The sequence below is a fragment of the Pedobacter borealis DSM 19626 genome (genome assembly GCF_000708285.2).
Taxonomy (GTDB): Bacteria; Bacteroidota; Bacteroidia; order Sphingobacteriales; family Sphingobacteriaceae; genus Pedobacter; species Pedobacter borealis.
This window is the reverse complement of the sequence record NZ_JAUG01000076.1, coordinates 1-24422: the sequence shown is the minus strand read 5'-3', so window position 1 is coordinate 24422 and position 24422 is coordinate 1. Positions and strand designations below refer to the sequence as shown.

Sequence of the window (24422 nt, the reverse complement as noted above, 5' to 3'; positions counted from 1 at the left end):
TTTTGTGGCGTTTTAATCAAGTTTTCTGTTAAGACGGTCGTCACCCTGAATTTATTTCAGGGTCTTTCACGCTAAAAAGATGCTGAAATAAATTCAGCAGGACGATAAAGCGGGATTAGGCGTAAATAAGATATAATTTTCAGCAAATAATTATCGAACTCAGGTTATTATATTTGTAATCAAAATGCAATTAAAGGCTCAGTAAGTAACAAAATAAATTTTATGACGTCTATATTTGTAACAACAGTAATTTAAAAAATGGCATTAGTAAAATTCATTTTCATCACAATATTGGTACTTTGGCTGATCAGAATGTTGATTAGGTTAATTCTGCCAATGCTGTTTAATAACCTGGCCAGCAAAATGCAGAGTCAGGCTACAGGACAGCAACAACAAAGACGATCAAAACCTGAAGGTTCTATTTCGATAGATTATATGCCTCCAAAACCCGATCAAAGTAAAACAGATAAACTCGGCGACTTCGTAGATTACGAAGAAGTGAAATAAAACTAAGAGGGTGTATCATAAAGGCGATTTCACCTCAGATGCTGTCATGTTGTCCAAAGGACTCCTACGGAGAGCCTGTCGAAACACCTTAGAGGGTATTTAAGCGGGTCCTTCGACAGGCTCAGGATGACAAATCTATCTTTATGATACAAGCTCTTTTTGTTTAAAAAGGCTATATCATATTGTAATTCAATCGAATTTGTCACGTTGTCCAAAGGACTCCTACGGAGAGCCTGTCGAAATGCCTTGTAAGGCATTTAAAACGGGTCCTTCGCCAAGCTACCATCGACGTATTTTGTAATCGATTAATTAGTGAGGAATTTAATTCGTTTTCGCATTTCCATCCAGCTAGGCCATAGCACATTATCCCCGTTCTACTTAAATCCGGCCTAACAAATTTTTCGGGTAGTACTGACCAGGCCAAACCACTGCCTTAGAAGAAAAATTTTCAGCCGGTGTTTTTTGTTTCTTTTTGACACCAAAAAGAAAGAGCCCATCGGCGGCGGTGAGCCGAGGAAAGCACGAGCTGCAGGGTAAAAAATAATAAATTATATGCGTCTTTAATATTGATTTTTATACAATAAATCACCCCTCAGGATGACAATTCTATATTTAGGATACAGACTCTTTTTTGTTTGAATTCAAAAAGCAATAATTTAAAATATATAGTCTAAGTTTAATACTTTTAGCCCTCAACCCGAAAACCAAAACTATACTGGCAACTATGAAATATTTTATTGTTTTTATCTCCTTGTGGATGATAAGTGCGAAATGCTTTAGCCAAACAAAACAGGATAGCTTAGAAATCAAACGTGCAGTCCTTGATTATATAGAATCGCAGCATACCTCAAACCCTAAACAAATGGAGCAGGCTTTGCACCCAAGGCTGGTTAAACGCACGTTTTGGACGGATAAGGAAACAAACAAGGATTATGTTCGTGAAACCTCTGCAGAATCGATGGTTATCTTAGCTGAAAGTTATAACCGCAAAAAAGATAAATTTCCTGCAGTTCCTAAAAAGGAAGTTAAAATGCTTGATATTTCAGAGAAAACGGCCTCAGTTAAACTAATTGCAGATGAATGGATAGATTATATGCACCTTGTTAAATTAAATGGGGCCTGGAAAATTATTAATGTGCTATGGCAATTTAATGATAGTGCAAGGCACAAATAGCGCATATTACCATTCAGCTTGAAATTTGATTACCTCATTTCTTTTCTCAATTAGTTTCAACATATAATTTTTAAGAAATATTTTTTCTACAAGTCGGCCTAATAAGCCAAATGGTGCCTGAAACTCAAAAACATCAGTCATTTCTGTCTGAGAACCAATTATTTTAAACTGGTGTTGGTGGTGGAGTTTTTTAAAAGGGCCTTTAACCATCTCATCTACAAAGAGCGTTGGGTATTCCATTTTACAAATCCTATTTGTCATTTCGAATGGAATGCCAAAATGTTTGGCCCGCCAGGTAACCGATTCATGTAAATTGGTCAAACCATCTCTCTTCCCAGCGATGGCTTTCTCCCCGGAACTTTGCATCGACTGTACATGAAGGTCGATACTTCTAGCCAGATCGAAACAGCGTTCAATCGGCGCATTAATCGATGTTTTTAAGATAATTGTGGGCATACACTTAGCTTTGGTCGTTTTTTCTATGCTTTCTGCTTAAATCTGTTCGATTAACCCTACTGTTCTTAGTAAAAAATGAAAGTTGTGGTTAAAAAATTAAGCCGAACTTAAGGGTAAGGCTTTTTAGGGGTTAGTTTGGTAGATAGCGTTTAGGGGTAATATGTCTTGATACTCGATACTTACTACTTGATACTCAAACCCTGCTGCTCAATACCTCCCTCTCATAGCTCAAATCTCCGGTCTCTTATCTCTATTTAAACACTTTCAATACCGAACCCCAGAACCAACTTTCTTCTGCTTTAAGCATCGTTTCTAAAGTTTTATCTACGTTGAGGGCAAGTTTGTTAATATCGCTTACCGATTTTTTAAAGGTTTTAAATTCAGGATCTTTTTCATCGCCCACTACCGTTGACAGTTCATTTAAAACTTTTAAAACAGGCTCTAACTCTCTTTTTTTACGCTCTTTAGCTACCTGACGAGAAATATTCCAAACATCCTTATCGGCAAAAAAGTATTCTTTGCGCTCGCCTGCTTTGTGCTGTTTTTCAATTAAGCCCCATCCAATTAAATCGCGCAGGGTCATGTTGGCATTTCCCCTGGAGATACTCAACGCCTCCATAATTTCTTCGGTGGTAAGCGCTTCAGGAGAAATGAGTAATAGCGCATGTACCTGGGCCATGGTGCGGTTAATTCCCCATTCGGAGCCTAATTTGCCCCAGGCTTCTATAAATTTTAATTTTGCTGCTGCTAATTCCATACACAAATATAAACTTATTTTTAAACTTTCAATAATTATTGAAAGTTTATTTGTTTTGGAAGCTATTTGCTTTCTTGCTGTAGTTTATCCAATACCATCTGCCAGCTGGTATCATTGTTATTTACTTTTTTTAACAGCTCAGTCTGTGCCTTATCGAAATAGACAGATAGTGTCAATACCGGTAATGCCAGATCTGGTTTAAACATTGTTCCGGCAGCAAATCCAGGTTCATTGTTCTTTGCCCGGTCGCGATCAAATTTAACGGTCGTATTTACATATTCTTCGTGCTGTTTTTCTCCATTAATGTATGGGATCATCCATTCTACAGATTTTTTGATCGAAGATCCTTTAGGCGACTCGTAGGTATAAAAATTGGTGCCTTTCGCTCTGTCGATCATAATGGCCAACTTTAACATAGGTTCCAGGTCGTAAATGTGGTAATGCATGGCATCGCGCTCTTTAAAATCCAAACTTGTTCCGTCAGCATATAAATTGATATTGATGTGGCTTTTTAAATTGTCGATAGTCCATTTAATAAAATCCTGATTGTTTAAGGTGTAACCAATTTCGCCAACTTCTTTTAGCCGGTGAGCATTCCAGTTATTAATGGCGGTAGCTCTCCCCGCTTTCATGCGTTTGCTGTTAATTTCTGCTAAAGCCGTTTCAGTAAGCCATTGTTCAATCTGTTTTTTATCAGCTGTTGGGATGTCTTTTTTAATCAGGTCGTAAGCTTCAATGGCTTTATCCAAATTGGTATCGTCAATAGGATCGCCATTTGGTTTATTGATTTTGGCCCATGCACCAAGAAATTCTACACATTTGTTTAAATATTTTCGATCATCGGTAATCTGGTATTGTAAAGCCAGTGCAAACATTTTGTTCATGTCTGCCAGGGCTAATCTGGTTTTTTCTTTTTTTGGATTTCCCCTTAATAATCCTTCAGTTCTGATGGTATCAATTGGATTCGGGTTTTCGTTTAGATAATTTAATGCCGATTTTTCAAAGCCCAGGTATAGTTTTTTGGTTTCCTCATCATTTTTGATCTGAGTTTTCAGCTTTTTAATTTCATTGGTATTTAAACTTACAATTTGCGAAAACGAAGAAAAAGATAATAAAGCCAGAGCGATTGTAACGACAAACTTTCTCATAATAAATAGGTTGAATTTTTATTCTTTGCTACAAATCTAATTTTTTATTCAGCATGCATTTAATTTATTACTTTTTTATACCGCCCAATTTTTTATTTTTGACGTTCGTTTAAACTTAAACAAACCTTAATGAATAACTGGTTTAATAAAAATGGCATTCACTTAGCCATTATTGCATTTTTTGTAGTCATCACTTTTGCCTACTTCAGTCCTGTTTTGCAGGGTAAAGCACCACAACAGGGCGATGTTTTGCAGGCTAAGGCCATGCAAAAAGAAATTATGGATATTAAGGCGAAAGATGGTAAAGGCCCACTTTGGACCAACCAGATGTTCGGTGGTATGCCAGCTTATCAAATTTGGGTACAGTATCCCCTAAATATTACAACGTATGGTATCGATGTAATTAAAGGTATTTTCCCAGATCCTGTTGGAACAGTTTTGTTATACCTTTTAGGCGCATACTTATTATTCTGTGTATTAAAAATAAATCCTTGGCTTGCTGCGGCGGGGGCAATAGCTTTTGCATTTACCTCCTATAATTTTATCATTATAGCGGCAGGGCATAGTAATCAGGCTTTGGCTATCGGCTTTTTTGCACCTATTTTGGCAACCATCATCCTTATTTTAAGAGGAAGGTACCTAGTTGGCTGTAGTTTATTGGCCTTATTTATGGCTTTGGAGATTCGTTCGAACCACATCCAAATGACCTACTATTTATTTATAGCGTTGTTTATTCTAGGCTGTATAGAGCTTTATCACGCCTTTAAAGCAAAACAGCTTCCGGCATTTGGTAAATCTGTTGCTTATATTGTTGCAGGTATTCTCCTATCAGTTTTGGTAAATGCAGGTACCCTGTGGACAACCTACGAGTATAGTAAAGAAACCATTCGTGGAAAATCTAATTTAACCACCGATAAAGCTGAACCTGCAAATGGTTTGGATAAAGAATATGCTTATCAATGGAGCCAGGGTGTTGGAGAGAGTTTCTCTTTCCTGATTCCAAATATTTATGGCGGGGCAAGTAGTATCGACGAAATTATTAAACCTGAAAGCAATACCTATAAAGCAGTTGAAAAAAATCTTTCTGGTGTAGATCCAAGACAAGCTATTGGTTATGTGGCCCAAAATTTGGGTACCAACCAGTATTGGGGCAATAAACCGGGTACTTCCGGTCCGTATTATTTTGGCGCAATTATCTGCTTCTTATTTGTTTTTGGTTTGTTTATTGTAAAACACCGCTGGAAATGGTGGATCTTAGGATCGAGTGTCTTATTGCTGTTCCTTTCCTTTGGAAGTAACTTACCGTTTATCTCGGATATATTCTTTAATTACCTTCCCGGTTATAACAAATTCAGGGCTGTTGAATCGATATTGGCCGTTGTAGGTTTATTGGTACCGTTGCTGGCTATATTGGCCATTAAAGAAGCACAAGAAGGAAAATACGATCAAAAATATTTAGTGCAGCGATTAACGTGGTCAGCAGGTATTACCGGTGGTTTTGCTTTAATCATTGCCGTGATCCCTACGGCGTTCTTCAGCTTTACGCAGGCCAACCAGGCACAGGTTTTAGATGCTTTAACACAAACCTTGCAGAATAACCGCGGTGCTGCAATGGAAATTTTAAATGGCATTGTTGCAGACCGTGTGGCTTTAGCACGTGCTGATGCTTTACGTTCTTTATTGTTCGTCGCTATTGGTTTTGGAATTACCTGGGCTTTCATTACCAAAAAATTGAACATGCAATTGGCTTTTGGTTTATTGGCATTATTTGTTTTAATTGATTTGTGGCAGGTAGACCGCCGTTATTTAAACAATCAAAATTTTGTAAATAAATCTGATTTAGATAACCATTATCAACCTAGGGATGTAGATAATTTTATCTCAGCCGATAAGGATCCAAACTTCAGGGTTTTCGATATGTCGTTAGGCGATCCATTTAAAAGTGCTGAAACGTCTTATTTTCATAAAACCGTTGGTGGTTTCCACTCCGCGAGGTTAAAACGTTTTCAGGAGTTGGTAGATAACCAGTTAACAAAAAGCATTAACCAGGATGTGTTGGATATGTTAAATACCAAGTACATCATTACACAAGATCCTCAGAACGGATCGTATAAAATGCAGCGTAATGCAACGGCTGCGGGTAATGCCTGGTTTGTACAAAGTGTTCAGTTTGCTAAAAATGCTGATGAAGAAATGAAGGCCATTAGCAGTTTTGATGCTAAAAAAGAAGCCATTGTTGATGAAAGTTTCAAAAATTCGATCGATACCAAACGTTTAGGAACGGGTCAGGAAGGTTTTATTAAATTAACCAACTATAACCCTGATCATTTAACTTACGAATACTCAACCGCTAAAGATGTAATTGCAGTATTTTCAGAGATTTATTATGATAAAGGCTGGAAAATGTATATCGATGGTGTTGAAAAGCCATACTTCAGGGCTGATTACGTTTTACGTGCAGCGCAGTTAGAGGCAGGTAACCATAAACTTGAGTTTATTTTCCACCCAACATCGTATTACACTGGAGAGAAAATCTCTTTAGCAGGATCAATCTTGCTATTGGCCGGATTAGGTTTTGGGTTTTATTCAGAAGAAAAGAAGAAAAAGAAAGCAGTTAAAGCTTAATATTTCTTTAAATAGATTTACGCCCCGCAGGATTATAATCTTGCGGGGTTTTTTGTTTTACATGTTTTTTGCTGATTTTCTTCTTGCCACGGAAACACAGAAAGCACGGAATATCTCCCTCGGTTTGTCATCCTGAGCGTAGTCGAAGGACCTTTAACATGAATTCATTGCACACCTTGAGATTCTGAGCATTCACACTTGCGATCGTCCTCCTGAACTTGTTTCAGGATCTATAAAGCTCAATCAGCCCAAAGTTTATCATTCAAAACCCAAAGTTGATCTCACGCCACGCGTCATCCTGTGGGATAATTTATTGTATAAAATCAAAAATAGATAACAGAGGCTTTTTTTGCAGTGATAGGGTGGGAAGAATCGTCATTGCGAGGAGGAACGACGAAGCAATCTTTCATGCTAGTGATTCTTGCCATAAAGATTGCTTCGTCGGCTGAAAAAGCCTTCTCGCAATGACGCCCGATTTTTGGAATCCGTCATTAACCGATTAGCCATACCTGCGCTAATGAACAATAAACGGAATAGAATAATAATTTAACAATGTCGTAACATTTGTTTGATATACAGAGTCTTACCTTTGTAATGTAAATCAGATGATATGTTAGAATCATTCTTTGCCGTATGCTTATTAATTGTTGTACTTTATTTCTTTAGCCCCTTTGAGGTAAAACTCGATGAGGAAGAGGAGTGGTAACACAGCTAATCTATCTCTGAACTGCTTTAATCGAGCGGTAATAAGACTCTTCCCCCTAAAATTTCCCGTTTATGGATAAAAGAAATGTCGATGTAGTCGTAATATCCGATGTACATTTAGGTACCTATGGTTGCCATGCAAAAGAACTTTTAAAATACCTTAAGAGCATAAAACCCAAAACGCTGATCTTAAATGGCGATATCATCGATATCTGGCAGTTTAGCAAAAGTTATTGGCCCGAATCGCACATGAAGGTGATCCGTAAACTGATGAAATTCGTATCGGAGGGTGTTCAGGTTCACTACCTAACGGGAAATCATGATGAAATGCTCCGCAAATTTGATGGCATGGAAATGGGTACTTTCCATCTCCAGAATAAATTAATTTTAGAGTTGGACGGTAAAAAGGCATGGTTTTTTCATGGCGATGTTTTTGATGTTACCATGCAGCACTCTAAATGGCTGGCTAAACTTGGTGCGGTTGGCTACGATACACTGATCCTCATTAATAGTTTTGTAAACTGGGTACTTACCGCGTTTAGGCGGGAGAAGATGAGCTTTTCGAAAAAAATAAAATCAAAGTTTAAAGACGCCGTTAAGTTCATCAATAGTTTTGAGCAAACCGCGGCAGAACTGGCCATCGAAAAAGGTTATCAATATGTAGTTTGTGGTCATATCCACCAGGCTGAGCAACGTGAAATTGCCACAGAAGATGGAAAAGTGCTTTACCTGAACAGTGGAGATTGGGTAGAAAGTTTAACCGCTTTAGAGTACGAAAATAAAAACTGGACGGTTTTTAAGTACGAACATCAACATTTTACGAAAGACGAATTGGATGAAGGAATCCTTTCTGATGCGGAGGATTTAAAAAGTAAACTTGACATAAATATTCTTTTACAGAATATAAAATATGAAATTGCCCAATAATTTTAGATATTCGGGCATAAATGAAGATACTTTACGCAATACAGGGAACAGGTAATGGTCATATCAGTAGGGCGAGGGAAATTATTCCTTTGCTTCAGCAGTATGGCGAATTGGATATTTTAGTTAGTGGAACACAGGCCGATGTAAAACTCAGTCAGCCGGTAAAATTTCAACTGCATGGTTTCAGTTTTATTTTCGGAAAAAAAGGCGGTGTAGACCATTTTAAAACATGGCTGAACATGAATCTTTTCCGATTTAGAAAAGATATGAAGCAGCTGCCACTGAAGGAGTACAACTTAATTGTTAACGATTTTGAACCTGTAAGCGCCTGGGCATGTAAACTGCAGGGCATAGAATGTGTATCATTGAGTCATCAGGCTGCCTTTAAATCTAAAAAAGTACCCCGTCCTAGAACTTTAGATTGGGGGAAGTTGATTTTGAGCCGTTATGCGCCTACCAAATATCACATTGGCTTTCATTTCGACCGTTACGATACTTTTATCCATACCCCGGTAATCAGGGCAGAGATCCGAAATCTGAAAAGTGAAAATTTAGGACATTATACGGTATATCTTCCAGCCATTGACGATAAACGTTTGGTAAAGCTTTTTACTCAGCTCCCTGAGGTTACCTGGCAGGTTTTTTCTAAACACAGTAAAGTTGCCTACCAGGAAGGGAATGTTTTTGTAGCGCCTGTTAACAACGAAAAATTTAATAAAAGCCTGGCCACCTGCGAAGGTTTGTTTACCGGTGGCGGTTTCGAAGGACCTGCTGAAGCGCTTTATCTAAAGAAAAAACTGCTGGTGGCGCCTATGCGTTTCCAGTTTGAACAACAATGTAATGCCTATGCCTTAAAACAGTTTGGTTTACCTGTAATTTGGGGAAGTACCAGAAACTGGTTGCCGATTATTAAAAACTGGGTAGAAAATCCTCAACAGCATGAGTTTAATTTTCCGGATGAAACAGCGCAGATCATTGACGATATGGTGAAGAAATACGCGAGGGTTTAGTCCTGAGTCTTCAGTCCTGAGTCCAAAGTCGATCACCCTCGGATTGTCATCCTGAGAGGTAATTTATTTTATAAAATTCAATAAATGACAGTTGAATTAAAAAATAAATCTCCTCAGATTATCGTCATTGCGAGAAGGCTTTTTCAGCCGACGAAGCAATCTTACAACGATCGCCACCAGCGTGCGCATTAAGATTGCTTCGTCGTTCCTCCTCGCAATGACGACCTTTCTTTTGGAATATATCATTGATAATGTAGTCCAAGGATCTTTGTGATGAATTTAGTCATTAAATCTAGGTGGGAGCGCTTTTAGTCGACTACTTGCATGGTAAAACTAATTTTTTATTAATAGGTCTTCGACTCCGCTCTCCGTAGGAGTCCTTTGGACAGACTGACAAATTTAACGCTTATCGCTCTCCGCTTTGGTCTTTAGTCTTTATGCTTTGGTTTTTTGGCTTAGGCTCAGTTGGTAGCATTGTACTGCGCAATCTAAACCTGACAGGAGCGGACACCGAACGTAGAGAGGTAAAGCGTATGGCAGGACTATCGGAACCGATACAAACAGGAACCTGCTTTTCTAAAAATAGCAGAACTTCTCTCATCAACCTTCTACTTTTTATCCATCAACCGGTCTTCGACTCCGCTCTCCGCTTTGGTCTTTAGTCTTTAAGCTTTAGTCTTTCTTCTGCTACTATTAAATTATTTTCTTTACTTTGCCTACTCTTTAAAAAGGCATGATTAATCAGTTTAGAAAGCTAAATCCAATTAACCTCGTATTCTTGCTGGCGTACACATTCTTTTTGCGTATTGCCATTTTTCATGAAACGCACGATAAGCTGAACTTTGATTTTTTGGAGCCATTTGCTCGGTTATTGATCAATATAGATTTAGACAATGCCTTTACGCCGTATACCAATATTTTTATCGCGGCACTTTTGGTTTATGTACAGGCTTTAATTTTCAATCGGGTTGTAAACAATCATAATTTATTGGCAAAACCCAGTTTCCTTCCTGGGCTGATGTTTATAACAGGAACAAGTTTGTTCATGCCTTTTATGATCCTAAGTCCGGCATTGTTATGTAACTTTCTGTTGATTTGGATTATAGATAAGTTTTTAAAACTGGGTAAAAGTGCGAACTCCATTACCACTGTGTTCGATATCGGGATGATTATTGGGATTGGAACATTGATCTATTTTCCGTTTATGGCCATGTTGCTTATGATCTTTTTAGCGCTGTTGCTTTTTAGATCATTTAATTGGCGCGAATGGGTAGCTGGCTTGATTGGCTTTATTACAGTTTTCTTTTTTCTGGCCGTATTTTATTATTGGAATGATAATTTAAGCTCGTTTTATCAGATATGGAAACCATTGGGCAATAAGTTTCCTTCGGTTTTTAAAATCAACTATAACGATTACCTGGTGCTGATCCCGGTAACGGTAATTATCATACTGGCATCACTACAGCTTCGGGAAAATTTCTTCAGGAGTTTTATCAGTACACGGAAAAGTTTTCAGCTGTTGTTTTTCATGTTTATTATTTCTGCAGCAAGTTTTTACCTCAAACCGGATTTCAGGACCTGGCATTTTTTGCTGTGTGTACCGCCAGGATCGGTACTGTTGGCGTATTATTTCAGCAATGCCAAAAAACGTTGGTTTTACGAAACATTGTTCGTTTTATTTGTGCTTTCGATACAGTATTTTCTGTTTGTTTAACCTTTTTTAACAAATAACTAGAGCGAAACTTGACAAAGATTAATAGCTTTGTGCATGATTTTAGAATTAAAGCTTTTTAGTTTTAATCAAGATGGATAAAAAATGGAGTCATTGGAATTTCTAAGAACTTATTTGCAGTGGGAGATTTTAAATGCGTAGGCTAAGCATTGATATTGGAAATTCTGCTGTTAAGGTTGCCGTTTTTGCAGATAAGGAAATTATTCACCATCAGCGTTTCAATAAAATTGGGATACTTGATCTGGCTCAATTGATTGAGAAGTTTTCGCCAGCGAAATCCATCATCAGTAGTGTTAACCAGGAAGTTGGACCATTAGAAGTATTTTTAAAAAAGCATACCGAGTATATCCGTTTTTCAACCATGTTGACGAACGGCGTACAAAATAGATATAAAACGCCCGTTACTTTAGGATTAGATAGATGGGCTGCTATTTTAGGTGCAAATGGCTTACATCCAACAAACGCAAGTTTAGTGGTTGATGCAGGTACCTGTATTACTTACGATGTTTTAAGTAGCACGAAGGAATATTTTGGCGGAAGTATAAGCCCTGGTATTAGCATGCGTTTTAAAGCTGTACACGAATTTACTGGCCGTTTGCCTTTGGTGGAGTGGGATGCAAATGAGGCTATTGTGGAAGGTACGGATACTCAATCGGCAATCAAAAACGGTGTTTTACAAGGGATAATAAACGAAATTGAAGGCTTTATTGCCCTAAATAATAAAAAAGAAAGTGCTCTGAAGGTAATTATAACGGGGGGTGATGCTAATTTTTTGTATAAACAATTACAAAACAGCATCTTTGCGCCTCAAATTATAAAAGATCCTTACTTAGTGTTAAAAGGATTAAATGAAGCTATTGCAGATTAAAATGTACAAAAGAATAAATTATATTGCAGCCATACTCGTTCTAGTTTGTGGTTTAAGTGCTCAGGCACAGGTTACCACTTCATCACCATATTCAAGATATGGACTTGGAAATATAAAGGGATCTTTGTTGCCCCAGCTTAGGGCAATGGGTGGAATTTCTACCGCAGTAGGTAAAGTTACAGGGTTCAATTATATTAATATGCAAAACCCTGCATCTTATGCTGGAATAACTTTAACCACCATTGATGTGGGAATGAGTGCTGGTTTAACCAATCTTTCGCGAAACAATTTAAGCGAAACGAGTTTCAATTCTACTTTTAGTCATTTGGCATTTGCCGCTCCGGTTACCAAAAGATCGGCCTTGAGTTTTGGTATTTTGCCTTACTCAGATTTGGGTTATTCTTACAGAAACACGACCAAAGTTGATACAACCACTTTAGACCAGCTTTATGAAGGCGAAGGCGGCTTATCAAAGGCTTATTTAGGTTATGGTTATCGTTTTGGCGATCATTTAAGAATTGGGGGTAACTTAGAATATATTTTTGGTAACCTCCAAACTACCAGGGCTACCGAATTTCAATCGGCAGGGTCTTATAATGCTAAACTTCAAAATAAAAACAGTGTTGGCGGTATAAATTACTCTTATGGCATACAGTACGATTTTAATATCGGTAAGAAAACAATTATGACCCTGGGTTATTCTGGAAGTACTTCTGGGAAAATAAATTCAACGCAAACTTCTTTTGCTACGTTCTACACCAGAGATCAAAGTGGTAATGAAAACCCTGCAGCTGATACGTTAAATATCGCGAATAACGGGAAATCTAACCTTACCTTACCATTAACACACAATTTTGGGATCTCTATCCAGCAAAATGATAAGTGGATGATCGGTGCCGATTTTAGAATGAGTAAATGGTCTGCAACAAGTATCAATAATGTAAACCAAGGTTTGCAAGATAGCTGGGGTGCTTCTTTGGGTGGCCAGTGGACACCAGATGCATTTTCTTACAACAGTTATATGAAACGTGTAGATTACCGCCTTGGTTTTAATTACGATAAAACTTATATCAAAATCGGTAATCAGGATATCAAACAAATGGGTGCATCGTTAGGTTTTGGCTTCCCGTTGCCTACTGCTAACGGTGGTTCAGCATTTTATAAAATCAACTTTACGACCGAGTTCGGACAAAGGGGAACATTAAGCGATAATCTTGTTAAAGAGCAATTTATTAATTTCCGCTTGGGCTTTACCTTGAACGATTCCTGGTTCCGTAAGTACCGTGTAGACTAATGAATTTAAGGACATTTTTATATGGTCTGTTTCTGGTGTTGCCTTTTTTTCTGGCTTCCTGTGGAGACGATGATCTAAAAAATGCCAATTCAGTCTCAGCAAATAAAGTAATCCTGTCCAGGGATCGGACCATTGGTGTCGATATCACTTACAGCGATTCGGCCAGAATTAAGGCTAAAGGTTATGCCCCAATAATGGATAAGGTTACGCCTTCAAACGGAAGCACTTATCAGGAAATGATTAAGGGTGTAAATATCGATTTTTATAACCCTAACGGAACCATTGATGGAAACCTGGTTTGCGATTACGCCATTAGGAAAGATAATGAGCTTAAAACCGAATTCAGAAAGAATGTGGTGGTAAAAAACAGTAAGGGCGATACTTTCTCTTCGCAGGAACTGATCTGGGATGAATCGAAAAAGATTTTTTATTCCAATCAAAGGGTATATGTGAAAGGGGTAGATGGAAGCATAGGTGAAGGCATCAACTTTAAAGCTCCGCAGGATTTTAGTACCTATGAAATGGATAGTGGAAACGGTGAACTGAATATGAAGGAAGGTGTAGCGCCTTAGTCGCAATGTATAAATGATGGAATGAGTGAATTATTGAATGTTTAAATGGATTTATTCAAATCATCTTTCAATAACTCCATCATTCACTAATTTCGCCATTCAATAATTCTGGTCATTCAATCATTAAAATAGGGCTTGTATTTACTTAAAAATTAAACACTTGATAAATAAAATTTTGTGTTTTCTTTTTTGAGGCAAATTTGTATCTTGCGCCCTCTTAAAAAAGAACTAAATAAATTTATAATTACAATATGGGATTAATGACATTTTTGCGTAACCGTGCAGGCTATATTCTAGTTTTTGCCATCGGTTTTGCAATTGTTGCATTTTTAGTAGGTGATGCAATTAACGTGGGTAAACCTTTTTGGTCGGCAAATCAAAAAGTTGTAGGATCAATTGATGGTAAGGATATCAATATTGATGAATTCGGACCAAAGGTTGATCAAGGTGTAAACCAAATGAAACAACAATATGGTGGTAGTGCAAATGCACAGATGACCGCTATGGCTGTTGATCAGGCATGGAATGCAGAGTTAGCAAAAGTTTTGTTAACTAAAGAATATGATCGTTTAGGTTTAACCGTTTCTGAAGATGAACTAGTAGATTTATTACAAGGTCAAAACCCTAGCCCCCTAATTAAACAATATTTCTCTAATCCTCAGACCGGACAGTTAGACCGCGCTACTTTGATGAACTTTCTAAAATCGAAAGAACCTCAGGCTTTGCAACAATCTACCATGTTACAGGAAGAGATTAAAAATCAGGCCCTGCAAACAAAATATTCGAACTTAATCCGTAATTCGGTTTATGTAACTTCTTTAGAAGCTATTGATGAATATACCAACCGCAATAAACTGGCTAATTTTAAATACGTAAGTTTAGATTATACTTCTATTCCCGATGCTTCTGTTAAGTTAACAGACGGCGATTATTCGGAATATTATGATCAGAACAAAGCACGTTTCAACAATCCACAAGAAACACGTGCTTTCGAATACGTTACTTTCAGTATTAGTCCAACCAAAGCAGATTCATTGGCAATCAAAACTCAGGTAGACAAAATTGCTGCTGATTTCCAGGTGGCTAAAAACGACTCACTTTTCGCTGCAATCAATTCAGACGTAAAAGTTCCGTTTACTTATATCACAAAAGGTAAATTAGATCCAGCAGTTGATTCAGCTGTGTTTGCTTTACCAGCAGGCAGTTTTTATGGCCCTAAATTAAGTGGTAACTCATACAAAATTGTAAAGGTAGTTTCTACCCGTATCTCTCCTGATTCGGTAAAGGCAAGCCACATCTTAATCGATCCGGCTAAAGTGGGTGGCGATGATAAAGCAGCAAAACTAGCTGATTCGTTAAAAGGATTGATTTTAAAAGGTGCTAACTTTGGAGAATTGGCTAAAAACTACAGTGTAGATGGTTCGAAAGATAAAGGTGGCGAATTGCCAACTTTTGCCCGCGGTGCTATGGTACCTGAGTTTGAGAATGCTGCATTTGATGGTAAAGCTGGTGATCTTAAAGTAGTGAAATCTCAGTTTGGCTATCACATTCTTAAAATAGAAAAACAGATTGGCTCATCTAAAGTGGCTAAATTAGCTTATGTAGAAAAAGCATTAAATGCAAGTAGTAAAACCCAGGCGGCTGCTTACAAAGCAGCCAGCAATTTCTTAACGGATGTGAAAGGTAACGACTTTAGCAAATTTGCTGCACAAAAAGGATTAAAAGTTGCTGTCGCTGATAAGGTGGCATCAACACAAGGATTTGCAGCTGGATTGGATAACCCACGTAAATTAATCCAAGCTGCTTATGTAGCAGATAAAGGTGATGTATTACCTGAAATTTATACCATGAGCAATGCTTATGTTGTGGCCCGTTTAACTACAATCAGTCCAAAAGGTATTTTATCATTAGCTGATGTAAAGAAAGAAATTGAGCCAATGGTAATCAATGCCGTTAAAGCAAAACAATTAAAAGAAAAACTAACCAACGCAGGTAAAGGAAGTATCGATCAGGTTGCAGCTAAAGTTGCACGTCCGGTTAATCCAGTACAGAACGTGGTATTTGCTAATCCGGTAATCCCAGGCGTAGCGCAGGAAAATGCTTTAGTAGGAAGCGTTTTTGGTTCACAGCCAGGTAAAGTGTCTGCTCCTGTTCAAGGCGAGCGTGGTGTTTATGTATTTTCAGTTGATGGATTTACCAGTCCTGCACCAATTGCAAATATGTTTAAACAAAAAGAAAGCATGATGTTGAGTTTAGGACAGCGTTCATTAGGATCTGCTTTCCAGGCGTTACAGGAAAATGCGCAGATAAAAGACAATCGTGTGAAATTCTATTAAATAGAAAATACGTAATTTTGTAACCGTTCCGATGATTAGTTGGAACGGTTTTTTTATTTAAGGACATGGAAATTCAGGAAAACATTATTAATAAAGTAGCCAATAGCGGTTTAATAACCTTAAATCTCGAAGATTTTTATCATAAAGGCGAAAGAGTGGTTTATGATATTGTGGATAATCTATTTCATGGTTTAATGTTAAGAGAAAAGGATTTTAGAGAGTTTATCAAAAATCACGATTGGGCGCAATATCAAGATAAGAATGTAGCCATTATCTGTTCGGCTGATGCAATTGTACCTACCTGGGCTTATATGTTGCTTGCTAATAAACTAAAACCATATGCCAATGAAGTGGTATTTGGCGATTTAAATACATTGGAAGCCGTTTTATTTACCAAGGCATTGGCTAAAATTAATCCTCAAGATTATGCCAACGAGCGTGTGGTGGTAAAAGGATGTGGCGATATCGATGTTCCGGTTTCAGCCTATGTTGAAGTAACCAACCTGCTTACCCCGGTAGTTAAAAGCATTATGTTTGGCGAACCCTGCTCTACAGTTCCTGTATATAAAAGAAAAGATTAAATTTTGGTTTGCTTTTTGTATATCTTCATAAAGGAAAGCAGTTTTTAAAGACAATACTTCCCTTTTCAGTTCGTCATCCTGACTTGTAGCGCAGCGGAAAGCTACGAAGTAAATTTATTTCAGGATCTGTCATGCTGAAAATGAACACACAAATGAGTACAAAAGCAATGAAGAAATTATTTATAACCGTCACGGCAGGCTTATGCAGTCTTTTCGTGGTAGCTCAGGAACTTCCCCTGAAGAAAGAAGCCGTATTTCAGGAAGGAGAAGTTTTACAGTATAAATTAAGGTACGGCTTTATCACGGCGGCAGAGGCTACCATTAAGGTAGCGAATTCTGATTTAAAGTTTGATAACAGGCCTACCTATAAACTTACCGTTGATGCACAGACCTCTGGAACTTTTGATGTTTTTTATAAGATTAGGGACCATTATGATTCGTATATCGATAAAACTACCCTCTTGCCATATTTCTATCAGGAAAATATAAGGGAGGCCAGTTACAGACGCCAGGATAAGGCCCGTTTTACGCAAGGAGCCAAAAAAGTGGTTTCGAACAGGGGAACATTCAGCACCCCAACCGATCAAACTTTTGATCTGGTTTCAGCTTATTATTTTGCCAGAAGCTTGGATATCGGTAAAATCAAAGTTGGTGATAAGTTTAAGCTGAACTATTTTTTGGGAGATGAGATCTCTGCCTTAGAGGTTGAATACATTGGCAAAGAAACGATTAAAAGTAAGTTGGGGAACATCCGCTGCTTAAAATTTAGTCCATCTATTAAGCCAGGAAGGATATTTAAAAAAGATAGCAGGTTATACCTTTGGGTAACCGATGATGGAAACCGCGTGCCGGTAAAAGCCCAGGTAGAGATATTGGTGGGTGCAGTTACCATGGAATTAAAATCGGCCAGTGGCCTAAAATATGCTTTAGCAAAAGAATAATGATGATAGAAGTTGAACAGGTGCTGGTGCACGAAGACGTATTGAAAGAAAATTTTGTTTGTAATTTAAGCAAATGTAAGGGCATCTGTTGTGTGGAAGGTGATTCGGGTGCACCATTGGATAATGACGAAAAAGCCATTTTGGAAGAGATTTATCCGAAAATAAAACACCTGTTAAATGAAAAGGGCATTAAAGCCATTGAAGAACAAGGTGTTTACGTAGTTGATGAAGATGGCGATTTAACCACCCCTTGTGTAGATAAAAATAAAGAATGTGCTTATGTGCTTTTTGAGGGAGGTATTACCAAATGTGCCATTGAAAAAGCGTATGAGCAAGGTATTGTAGATTGGCAGAAGCCGATTTCTTGTCACCTTTACCCTATCCGGATCACGAAATATCCAGAATTCGACGTGCTAAATTACGACCGCTGGCACATCTGCCATGATGCCTGTACCTTTGGCCGAGAACTTAAAGTTCCGGTATACAGCTTTTTAAAGGGACCACTAATCCGTAAATACGGTGAAGCGTGGTATAAAGAACTGGAAAGTTCTGTGGCGGCGATGTAATTTTATTCTTTTCGTAAATCTTTTGATTAATTTATGTATGATGAAGCATAATAAATGTTTTGTCTATACTTTCGTGATGCTTATCTATTGCGTACATAAATTTATCTATCTATACTGAAGAAGGAGCTAAAAACGAGCTAATTGCTTCTAAATTATTTCGTTCAGTTTGGGGCCTATGTCAAAATTAAGTTGTTTTTTGCCGAAATCTAACTTACTTTAGCGGAATTGAAAATCATTTAATAACTGTGAAAAAAATCTTAATCACTGGTGGTGCGGGCTTTATTGGCTCTCATGTAGTTCGCCGCTTTGTTAACAACTATCCTGGGTACGAAATTGTAAACTTAGATAAACTTACCTACGCAGGTAATCTGGCTAATTTAACCGATGTTGAAAATAAGCCAAATTATAGATTTGTAAAAGAAGATATCACAGATGCGAACGCGATGTTTGATCTGTTTAAAACAGAAAACTTCGATGCAGTTATTCACTTAGCGGCAGAAAGCCATGTAGATCGTTCTATTTCTGATCCAACAGCTTTTGTTATTACCAATGTAATCGGGACCGTAAATTTATTAAATGCGGCCCGCGAATACTGGAAAGGTGATTACGATAAAAAACGTTTCTATCATGTAAGTACCGATGAGGTTTATGGTGCTTTAGGTGAAACAGGGATGTTTACTGAAACCACTGCTTATGATCCGCATAGCCCCTATTCGGCATCAAAAGCGAGTTCAGATCACTTTGTAAGGGCTTACCATGATACTTATGGCATGGATTGCGTAATTTCTAATTGCTCTAACAACTATGGTTCTCATCATTTCCCTGAGAAATTGATTCCATTGGCCATTAATAATATCAAAAATAACAAACCTGTACCGGTATATGGTAAAGGTGAAAATGTACGCGATTGGTTATGGGTAGAAGACCATGCCAGGGCAATTGATGTGATTTTCCACAATTCGAAAACAGGAGATACTTACAACATTGGTGGACATAACGAATGGAAAAATATTGATCTGATCAATTTGCTTTGCACCATTATGGATCAAAAATTAGGTCGCGAAGCGGGAGAATCAGCTAAACTAATCACCTATGTAACCGACCGCGCGGGACATGATTTACGCTATGCCATTGATTCAAGCAAATTGCAAAATCAATTGGATTGGGTACCAAGCTTACAATTTGAAGAAGGTTTGGCCAAAACGGTAGACTGGTATTTACAAAACGAAGACTGGTTGAACAATGTAACCTCAGGGAATTATCAATCTTATTACGAACAACAGTACAGCAGTAAATAATGGAAATTGAACAAACAGGATTAAAAGACTGTCTGATTATAAAGCCAAGGGTGTTTGAAGATCCCAGAGGTTATTTTTTTGAAAGTTTTAACCAAAATACATTCGAAGAAAAAACGGGTTTATCAGGCAGGTTTGTTCAGGATAACGAATCTTATTCTTCTTACGGTGTAATTAGAGGTTTACATGCCCAAACCGGAGAATTTGCACAGGCAAAGTTGGTGCGTGTAACCAGGGGAGAAGTATTGGATGTTGCGGTAGATGTGCGTCCAAGCTCACCAACCTATGGTAAACATTTTGCCATACGCTTAAGTGCAGAGAATAAATTACAGCTTTATATACCAAGAGGTTTTATACATGGCTTTTCGGTATTGAGCGAAACGGCAGAATTTTTATATAAATGTGATAATTTTTTTAATAAAGCTTCAGAAACTGGGGTAATTTATAACGATGCAGACCTGAATATCGATTGGTTAATTCCAGAAGAAGATCAGGCCATTTCAGATAAAGACCTTCTTTTAAAACCATTTTCAGCTTTACAGCACATATGAGCAAAATATTAGTAATTGGTGCCGGCGGACAGTTAGGCCAGTGTTTGAAGGTGGTTGCGGAGCGAAGAGGAATTACAGAAATTGTTTTTCCAGCGGAGCAGGATGCCGATATCCTAAATGAGTCTGGTTTGAACGATCTGTTGGCCAGAGAACAACCTGCTTTTGTAATTAACTGTGCCGCTTATACTGCTGTAGATAAAGCAGAGGATGAAGTTGAGCTGGCTAAATCTATTAATGAAACAGGCGCAGCTTACTTAGCCTCAGCTTGTTTAGTAAATGGGGCAACGCTTATACATGTTTCCACCGATTTCGTTTTCGAAGGAAATGAAGTTAAATTGCTAAAAGAAGATGATCAAGCTGAACCAATCAATGTGTATGGCGTAACAAAACTGGATGGTGAGCTAGCGGTTGCAGCTAAACTGCCTGCCCACTTCATTATCCGCACGAGCTGGTTGTATTCTGAGTATGCCAACAACTTTGTAAAAACGATGCTTAAACTTGGTGCCGAGCGTGATGAACTGAATATCATTGCCGATCAGGTAGGTACGCCTACTTATGCAATCGATCTGGCAAATGCCATTTTTGATATTATCGCATCTTCATCTACCTCGTACGGAATATACCATTATAGCAATGAAGGAGTAACCTCATGGTTCGATTTTGCAAAGGCCATTTTTGATATCAGCAAAACAGCGGTTAAAGTGAACCCTATTCAAGGGGCTGCTTATCCGACCAAAGCTATCCGGCCAGCATTTTCGGTGATGGATAAAAGCAAAATCAAAGCAACATTTAATATCGAAATTCCTTACTGGAGAGATAGTTTGGTGGAGTGTATAAAACAAATTAATAAATAGAAGTCATACAGATGTTAAGATAGAGCCATTTCGTCTCAAATCTAATGTCTCAAATCTCAAATCTAATCCTAATATGAAAGGTATAATCTTAGCTGGTGGCAGTGGAACCCGTTTGCATCCTTTAACTTTGGCTTGTAGTAAACAAATGATGCCGGTTTATGATAAACCGATGATCTATTATCCCTTATCTACCTTAATGTTGGCCGGAATAAAGGAGATTCTGATTATCTCTACTCCTCATGACCTTCCGAATTTCGAGAAATTACTGGGCGATGGAGCGTCTTTAGGCTGTAAATTTAGTTATGCCGTGCAGGCAGAGCCAAATGGTTTAGCACAGGCTTTTGTGATTGGTGAAGAATTTATTGGCAAAGATAAAGTGGCTTTGGTATTGGGCGATAACATCTTCCATGGCGATGGCATGGCCAAATTACTACAGGCGAGCTCCGATCCCGATGGCGGTGTGGTATTTGCTTACCAGGTTGCTGATCCTGAACGTTATGGTGTGGTTGAGTTTGATGCGGATAAGAAGGCCATTTCGATTGAAGAAAAACCTGTTCAACCCAAATCAGACTACGCGGTACCAGGTTTATATTTTTATGATAATGAGGTGGTAGAGATAGCGAAAAATATTAAACCTTCTCCACGTGGAGAATACGAAATTACTGATATAAATCGCGTGTACCTAGAACGGGGTAAATTAAAAGTAGCTGTATTAAGCCGTGGTACGGCTTGGTTAGATACCGGAACTTTTACTTCATTAATGCAAGCCGGACAATTTGTACAGATTATTGAAGAAAGACAAGGTTTAAAGATAGGCTGTATTGAAGAAATTGCTTATCGTATGGGCTTTATCAATGCAGAACAGCTTAAGGCTATCGCTGCGCCATTGGTTAAAAGTGGTTATGGAAGTTATCTGTTGAAGCAGATTAAATAAGAAATTTTAGTATAGTTTAATATACGCGTAATTCTAAATTACCAATTGATGCCATGTATCGATTGGTGACTTTCTTTTATTTGGAATTTTGTCATCCTGAGCGCAGCGAAGGATCTCTAAAATAATATGCAATCTTTACCATATAAGAGATGCAAGTGCATTTAAGCATTACGCTCCATCCAACTCTGCGTACTTCGCGCTTTCTCTTTGTGTCCTTTGTGGTTAAAAGAATTAAGCATTCTACATTTATCTTATATTTGCCCAATTACCGAAAGAAAAAATGAATATGAAAAAGCAGCTAGCCATTATTGGTTTAGGTTATGTTGGACTACCACTAGCTATCGAATTTGCTAAGAAATATAAAGTAATTGGTTTTGATACGAATGAGGAGCGGGTAGCAGAGTTAAATCAGTTAAAGGATCGAACAAATGAAGCCAATCTGGATGATCTGAAAACTGTAATTTCGGCATCGGAGATGGGATTAACCCTTAGTGCCAATTTAGCCGACCTGGCCACTTGCACCATCTATATCGTTACCGTACCTACTCCTATCGACCAGCTCAAACGGCCAGATCTGCAACCTTTACTTGCGGCCAGTAAAATGTTAGGTATCGTATTAAAAGCAGATGATATCGTTATTTATGAATCGACTGTTTATCCTGGCTGTACCGAAGAAGATTGTGTACCTGTTTTAGAAAAAATTTCAGGTTTAAAATATAATGTTGATTTTTTCTGTGGTTATTCCCCAGAACGGATTAATCCTGGAGATAAAATTAATACCCTTACTAAAATTAAAAAAGTAACATCAGGCTCTACCCCCGCTATTGCCACTGAGATCGATCAACTTTATGCATCCATTATCACGGCTGGCACGCATCTCGCACCCAGTATTAAAGTAGCTGAGGCCTCGAAAGCAATAGAAAATGCGCAGCGGGATGTAAATATCTCTTTTGTAAACGAACTGGCCTTAATTTTCGATCGCATGGACATTGATACAACAGATGTGTTGGCTGCTGCTGCAACCAAATGGAATTTTCTAAACTATAAACCCGGCCTGGTTGGCGGACACTGTATAGGTGTAGATCCCTATTATTTGGCGCATAAATCAGAGTCTTTAGGCTATAAACCTGAAGTAATTCTGTCAGGCCGAAGGATAAATGACAATATGGGGATGTTTGTGGCCAATAAGGTGATTAAAATGTTGGTAGCCCGAGATAAAGTAATTAATGGCGCTAAAGCTTTGATTTTAGGTTTTGCCTTTAAAGAAAATTGCCCAGATACACGAAACACAAGGGTGATCGACATCTATAAAGAACTTAAATCTTTTAGTATGCAGGTCGATGTATGCGATCCCTGGGCAAATCCGGAAGATGTGCGCACTGAATACGGTATCCAGATGATTAAAGACAACGGATTTAAGCATTATGATGTGATCATTTTGGCTGTCGCTCATCAACGATTTTTAAAACTTGATTATGCTGGGTTTAGAGAAAGCGGAGCTATTATTTTTGATACCAAATCTTTTATTGATCGCGATCTGGTTGATGCGAGACTTTAGGAATTTAATTTAACGCATTATATTTATTACGCCGCTTTTAATTAATTACTGATTTAGCTAGTGATAAGTTAATTGTATAATGGTTATTAATTTCCCGCTGATCACACAGATTAACGCAGCGTAAATTATAAATCAGCGCTTTTCTGCGAAATTTGCGGGAGATTATATGCGTCTTTTTATGCTGAACATAACACTAGTTTCTTCTACTGATTTGAAATTGTAATCCGGCTGAGATGGGGTTAAGTAAACTTTCTAGTTTATTATAGGTGTTTACGTTTCTAGATGTGCCGTTTGGTTCAGAAATATCCTGTCTTTCATATGAAAAATAAAAGTCTAAATTGCTTTCTGCAAATAAAAGTAATTGTGGAATGATACTTACTTTTAGTCCAATTACTGGAGATACCACTAAGCCGTTCTTGGAGACATCGGCATTTCTGTTAATTATCGTAGCTCCATTCGGTTGTAATTGACCTGTAAATCGATTGGAACGATAACCTAAATCGAAAGCGAAATAAGGTTGGACCCTGGAGTAGGTAAAGGTTTTTGCAAAACCGATTTTAAAGCCATAATCGGTAACAGTACCATTGGCCGTCTCATAATTATTGTCAAATTTGATGTCGTTTCTATAATAATTTCCGCTTATACGGTAACTGATCTGATTGTCATTAAATTTAAACATGATACAATTACCGTAAGTATTGATATAATCTTGTGCATTAGTCTGGTTAAGAATTTTGGGCATTTGCATCATGCTGAATGCTTTTATCCCAACTGAATAATTATAATCAGCTGCGCTTTGCGCTTTAAGTGCAGCAGAAATTGATAATAAAGATAAAAACAGTAAAGTTCTCTTCATAATAATAAATGTGATAATAGGATGTTGTAAAAGTAGAAATAATTCTGAATTATTATCAGAAATAGCAGGGAAATCGCTTTTAAAACATGTGCAAAAATTAATTAGCCACGGAAACACAGAAATCACGGAGAAGAAGTAAATTTTTCCGTGTTTTCGTGCTTCCGTGGCAAACATA

Annotated in this window: 22 protein-coding genes; 18 read left to right on the top strand and 4 right to left on the bottom strand. The window is 37.8% G+C overall.

What is annotated here, in order from left to right:
• Positions 1–258: 258 nt before the first annotated feature.
• Both AW17_RS17530 and AW17_RS17525 read left to right on the top strand, forming a co-directional pair.
• Positions 259–507: a DUF4834 family protein gene (locus AW17_RS17530; RefSeq protein ID WP_029278588.1), complete on the top strand. Its 249-nt coding sequence runs from the start codon at positions 259–261 to the stop codon at positions 505–507.
• A gap of 724 nt (positions 508–1231) precedes the next feature.
• Entirely contained in the window at positions 1232–1681 is a 450-nt protein-coding gene (locus tag AW17_RS17525; protein ID WP_029278587.1) for a nuclear transport factor 2 family protein, read from the top strand.
• Positions 1682–1687: 6 nt separating this feature from the next.
• Here AW17_RS17525 and AW17_RS17520 read toward each other — a convergent pair whose 3' ends face one another.
• The 3 genes from AW17_RS17520 to AW17_RS17510 form a co-directional block, all read right to left on the bottom strand.
• Complete coding sequence (locus AW17_RS17520) at positions 1688–2137, bottom strand: SRPBCC family protein (RefSeq protein WP_029278586.1); 450 nt, start codon at positions 2135–2137, stop codon at positions 1688–1690.
• 250 nt (positions 2138–2387) lie between these two features.
• Positions 2388–2894 (bottom strand): GbsR/MarR family transcriptional regulator, encoded by a 507-nt coding sequence (locus AW17_RS17515; protein ID WP_029278585.1) that lies wholly within the window; start codon positions 2892–2894, stop codon positions 2388–2390.
• Positions 2895–2956: 62 nt separating this feature from the next.
• Complete coding sequence (locus AW17_RS17510; RefSeq protein WP_051691934.1) at positions 2957–4042, bottom strand: alginate lyase family protein; 1086 nt, start codon at positions 4040–4042, stop codon at positions 2957–2959.
• Positions 4043–4171: 129 nt separating this feature from the next.
• On the opposite strand from AW17_RS17510, the gene AW17_RS17505 reads away from it, so the two are divergent.
• From AW17_RS17505 to AW17_RS17425, 16 genes are all read left to right on the top strand, one after another.
• Positions 4172–6667 (top strand): YfhO family protein, encoded by a 2496-nt coding sequence (locus AW17_RS17505; RefSeq protein WP_029278583.1) that lies wholly within the window; start codon positions 4172–4174, stop codon positions 6665–6667.
• A gap of 777 nt (positions 6668–7444) precedes the next feature.
• A complete protein-coding gene (locus tag AW17_RS17500) occupies positions 7445–8299 on the top strand; it encodes a UDP-2,3-diacylglucosamine diphosphatase (RefSeq protein WP_029278582.1) in 855 nt (284 codons plus the stop codon).
• 20 nt (positions 8300–8319) lie between these two features.
• Complete coding sequence (locus AW17_RS17495) at positions 8320–9309, top strand: glycosyltransferase family protein (RefSeq protein ID WP_029278581.1); 990 nt, start codon at positions 8320–8322, stop codon at positions 9307–9309.
• 733 nt (positions 9310–10042) lie between these two features.
• On the top strand, positions 10043–11023 hold the full coding sequence (locus AW17_RS17485; RefSeq protein ID WP_029278579.1) for a DUF6427 family protein: 981 nt from the start codon (positions 10043–10045) through the stop codon (positions 11021–11023).
• Positions 11024–11174: 151 nt separating this feature from the next.
• Entirely contained in the window at positions 11175–11909 is a 735-nt protein-coding gene (locus tag AW17_RS17480; RefSeq protein WP_029278578.1) for a type III pantothenate kinase, read from the top strand.
• A 1-nt stretch (position 11910) separates the two neighbouring features.
• Positions 11911–13203: a BamG family beta-barrel-assembly machinery protein gene (gene bamG / locus AW17_RS17475; protein ID WP_051691935.1), complete on the top strand. Its 1293-nt coding sequence runs from the start codon at positions 11911–11913 to the stop codon at positions 13201–13203.
• Entirely contained in the window at positions 13203–13775 is a 573-nt protein-coding gene (locus AW17_RS17470; protein WP_029278576.1) for a hypothetical protein, read from the top strand. Before bamG ends, AW17_RS17470 begins: the two co-directional genes overlap by 1 nt.
• Before the next feature lie 251 nt (positions 13776–14026).
• Positions 14027–16111 (top strand): peptidylprolyl isomerase, encoded by a 2085-nt coding sequence (locus AW17_RS17465; RefSeq protein WP_029278575.1) that lies wholly within the window; start codon positions 14027–14029, stop codon positions 16109–16111.
• Positions 16112–16176: 65 nt separating this feature from the next.
• On the top strand, positions 16177–16692 hold the full coding sequence (locus AW17_RS17460) for a DUF2480 family protein (RefSeq protein WP_029278574.1): 516 nt from the start codon (positions 16177–16179) through the stop codon (positions 16690–16692).
• Between the two features lie 167 nt (positions 16693–16859).
• Positions 16860–17633, top strand: coding sequence for a DUF3108 domain-containing protein (locus AW17_RS17455; protein WP_029278573.1), 774 nt, complete (start codon positions 16860–16862; stop codon positions 17631–17633).
• A gap of 2 nt (positions 17634–17635) precedes the next feature.
• A complete protein-coding gene (locus tag AW17_RS17450; protein ID WP_029278572.1) occupies positions 17636–18199 on the top strand; it encodes a DUF3109 family protein in 564 nt (187 codons plus the stop codon).
• Positions 18200–18444: 245 nt separating this feature from the next.
• Complete coding sequence (gene rfbB / locus AW17_RS17445; RefSeq protein WP_029278571.1) at positions 18445–19497, top strand: dTDP-glucose 4,6-dehydratase; 1053 nt, start codon at positions 18445–18447, stop codon at positions 19495–19497.
• Positions 19497–20045 carry a dTDP-4-dehydrorhamnose 3,5-epimerase gene (gene rfbC / locus AW17_RS17440; RefSeq protein ID WP_029278570.1) on the top strand — a complete coding sequence of 183 codons (549 nt, stop codon included), beginning with the start codon at positions 19497–19499 and terminating at the stop codon, positions 20043–20045. Before rfbB ends, rfbC begins: the two co-directional genes overlap by 1 nt.
• Positions 20042–20899, top strand: coding sequence for a dTDP-4-dehydrorhamnose reductase (rfbD, locus tag AW17_RS17435; protein WP_029278569.1), 858 nt, complete (start codon positions 20042–20044; stop codon positions 20897–20899). Before rfbC ends, rfbD begins: the two co-directional genes overlap by 4 nt.
• Positions 20900–20972: 73 nt before the next feature.
• Complete coding sequence (rfbA, locus tag AW17_RS17430; RefSeq protein WP_029278568.1) at positions 20973–21833, top strand: glucose-1-phosphate thymidylyltransferase RfbA; 861 nt, start codon at positions 20973–20975, stop codon at positions 21831–21833.
• A 280-nt stretch (positions 21834–22113) separates the two neighbouring features.
• Positions 22114–23391: a nucleotide sugar dehydrogenase gene (locus tag AW17_RS17425; protein WP_029278567.1), complete on the top strand. Its 1278-nt coding sequence runs from the start codon at positions 22114–22116 to the stop codon at positions 23389–23391.
• 193 nt (positions 23392–23584) lie between these two features.
• Here AW17_RS17425 and AW17_RS17420 read toward each other — a convergent pair whose 3' ends face one another.
• On the bottom strand, positions 23585–24247 hold the full coding sequence (locus tag AW17_RS17420; protein ID WP_029278566.1) for a hypothetical protein: 663 nt from the start codon (positions 24245–24247) through the stop codon (positions 23585–23587).
• Positions 24248–24422 lie beyond the last annotated feature (175 nt).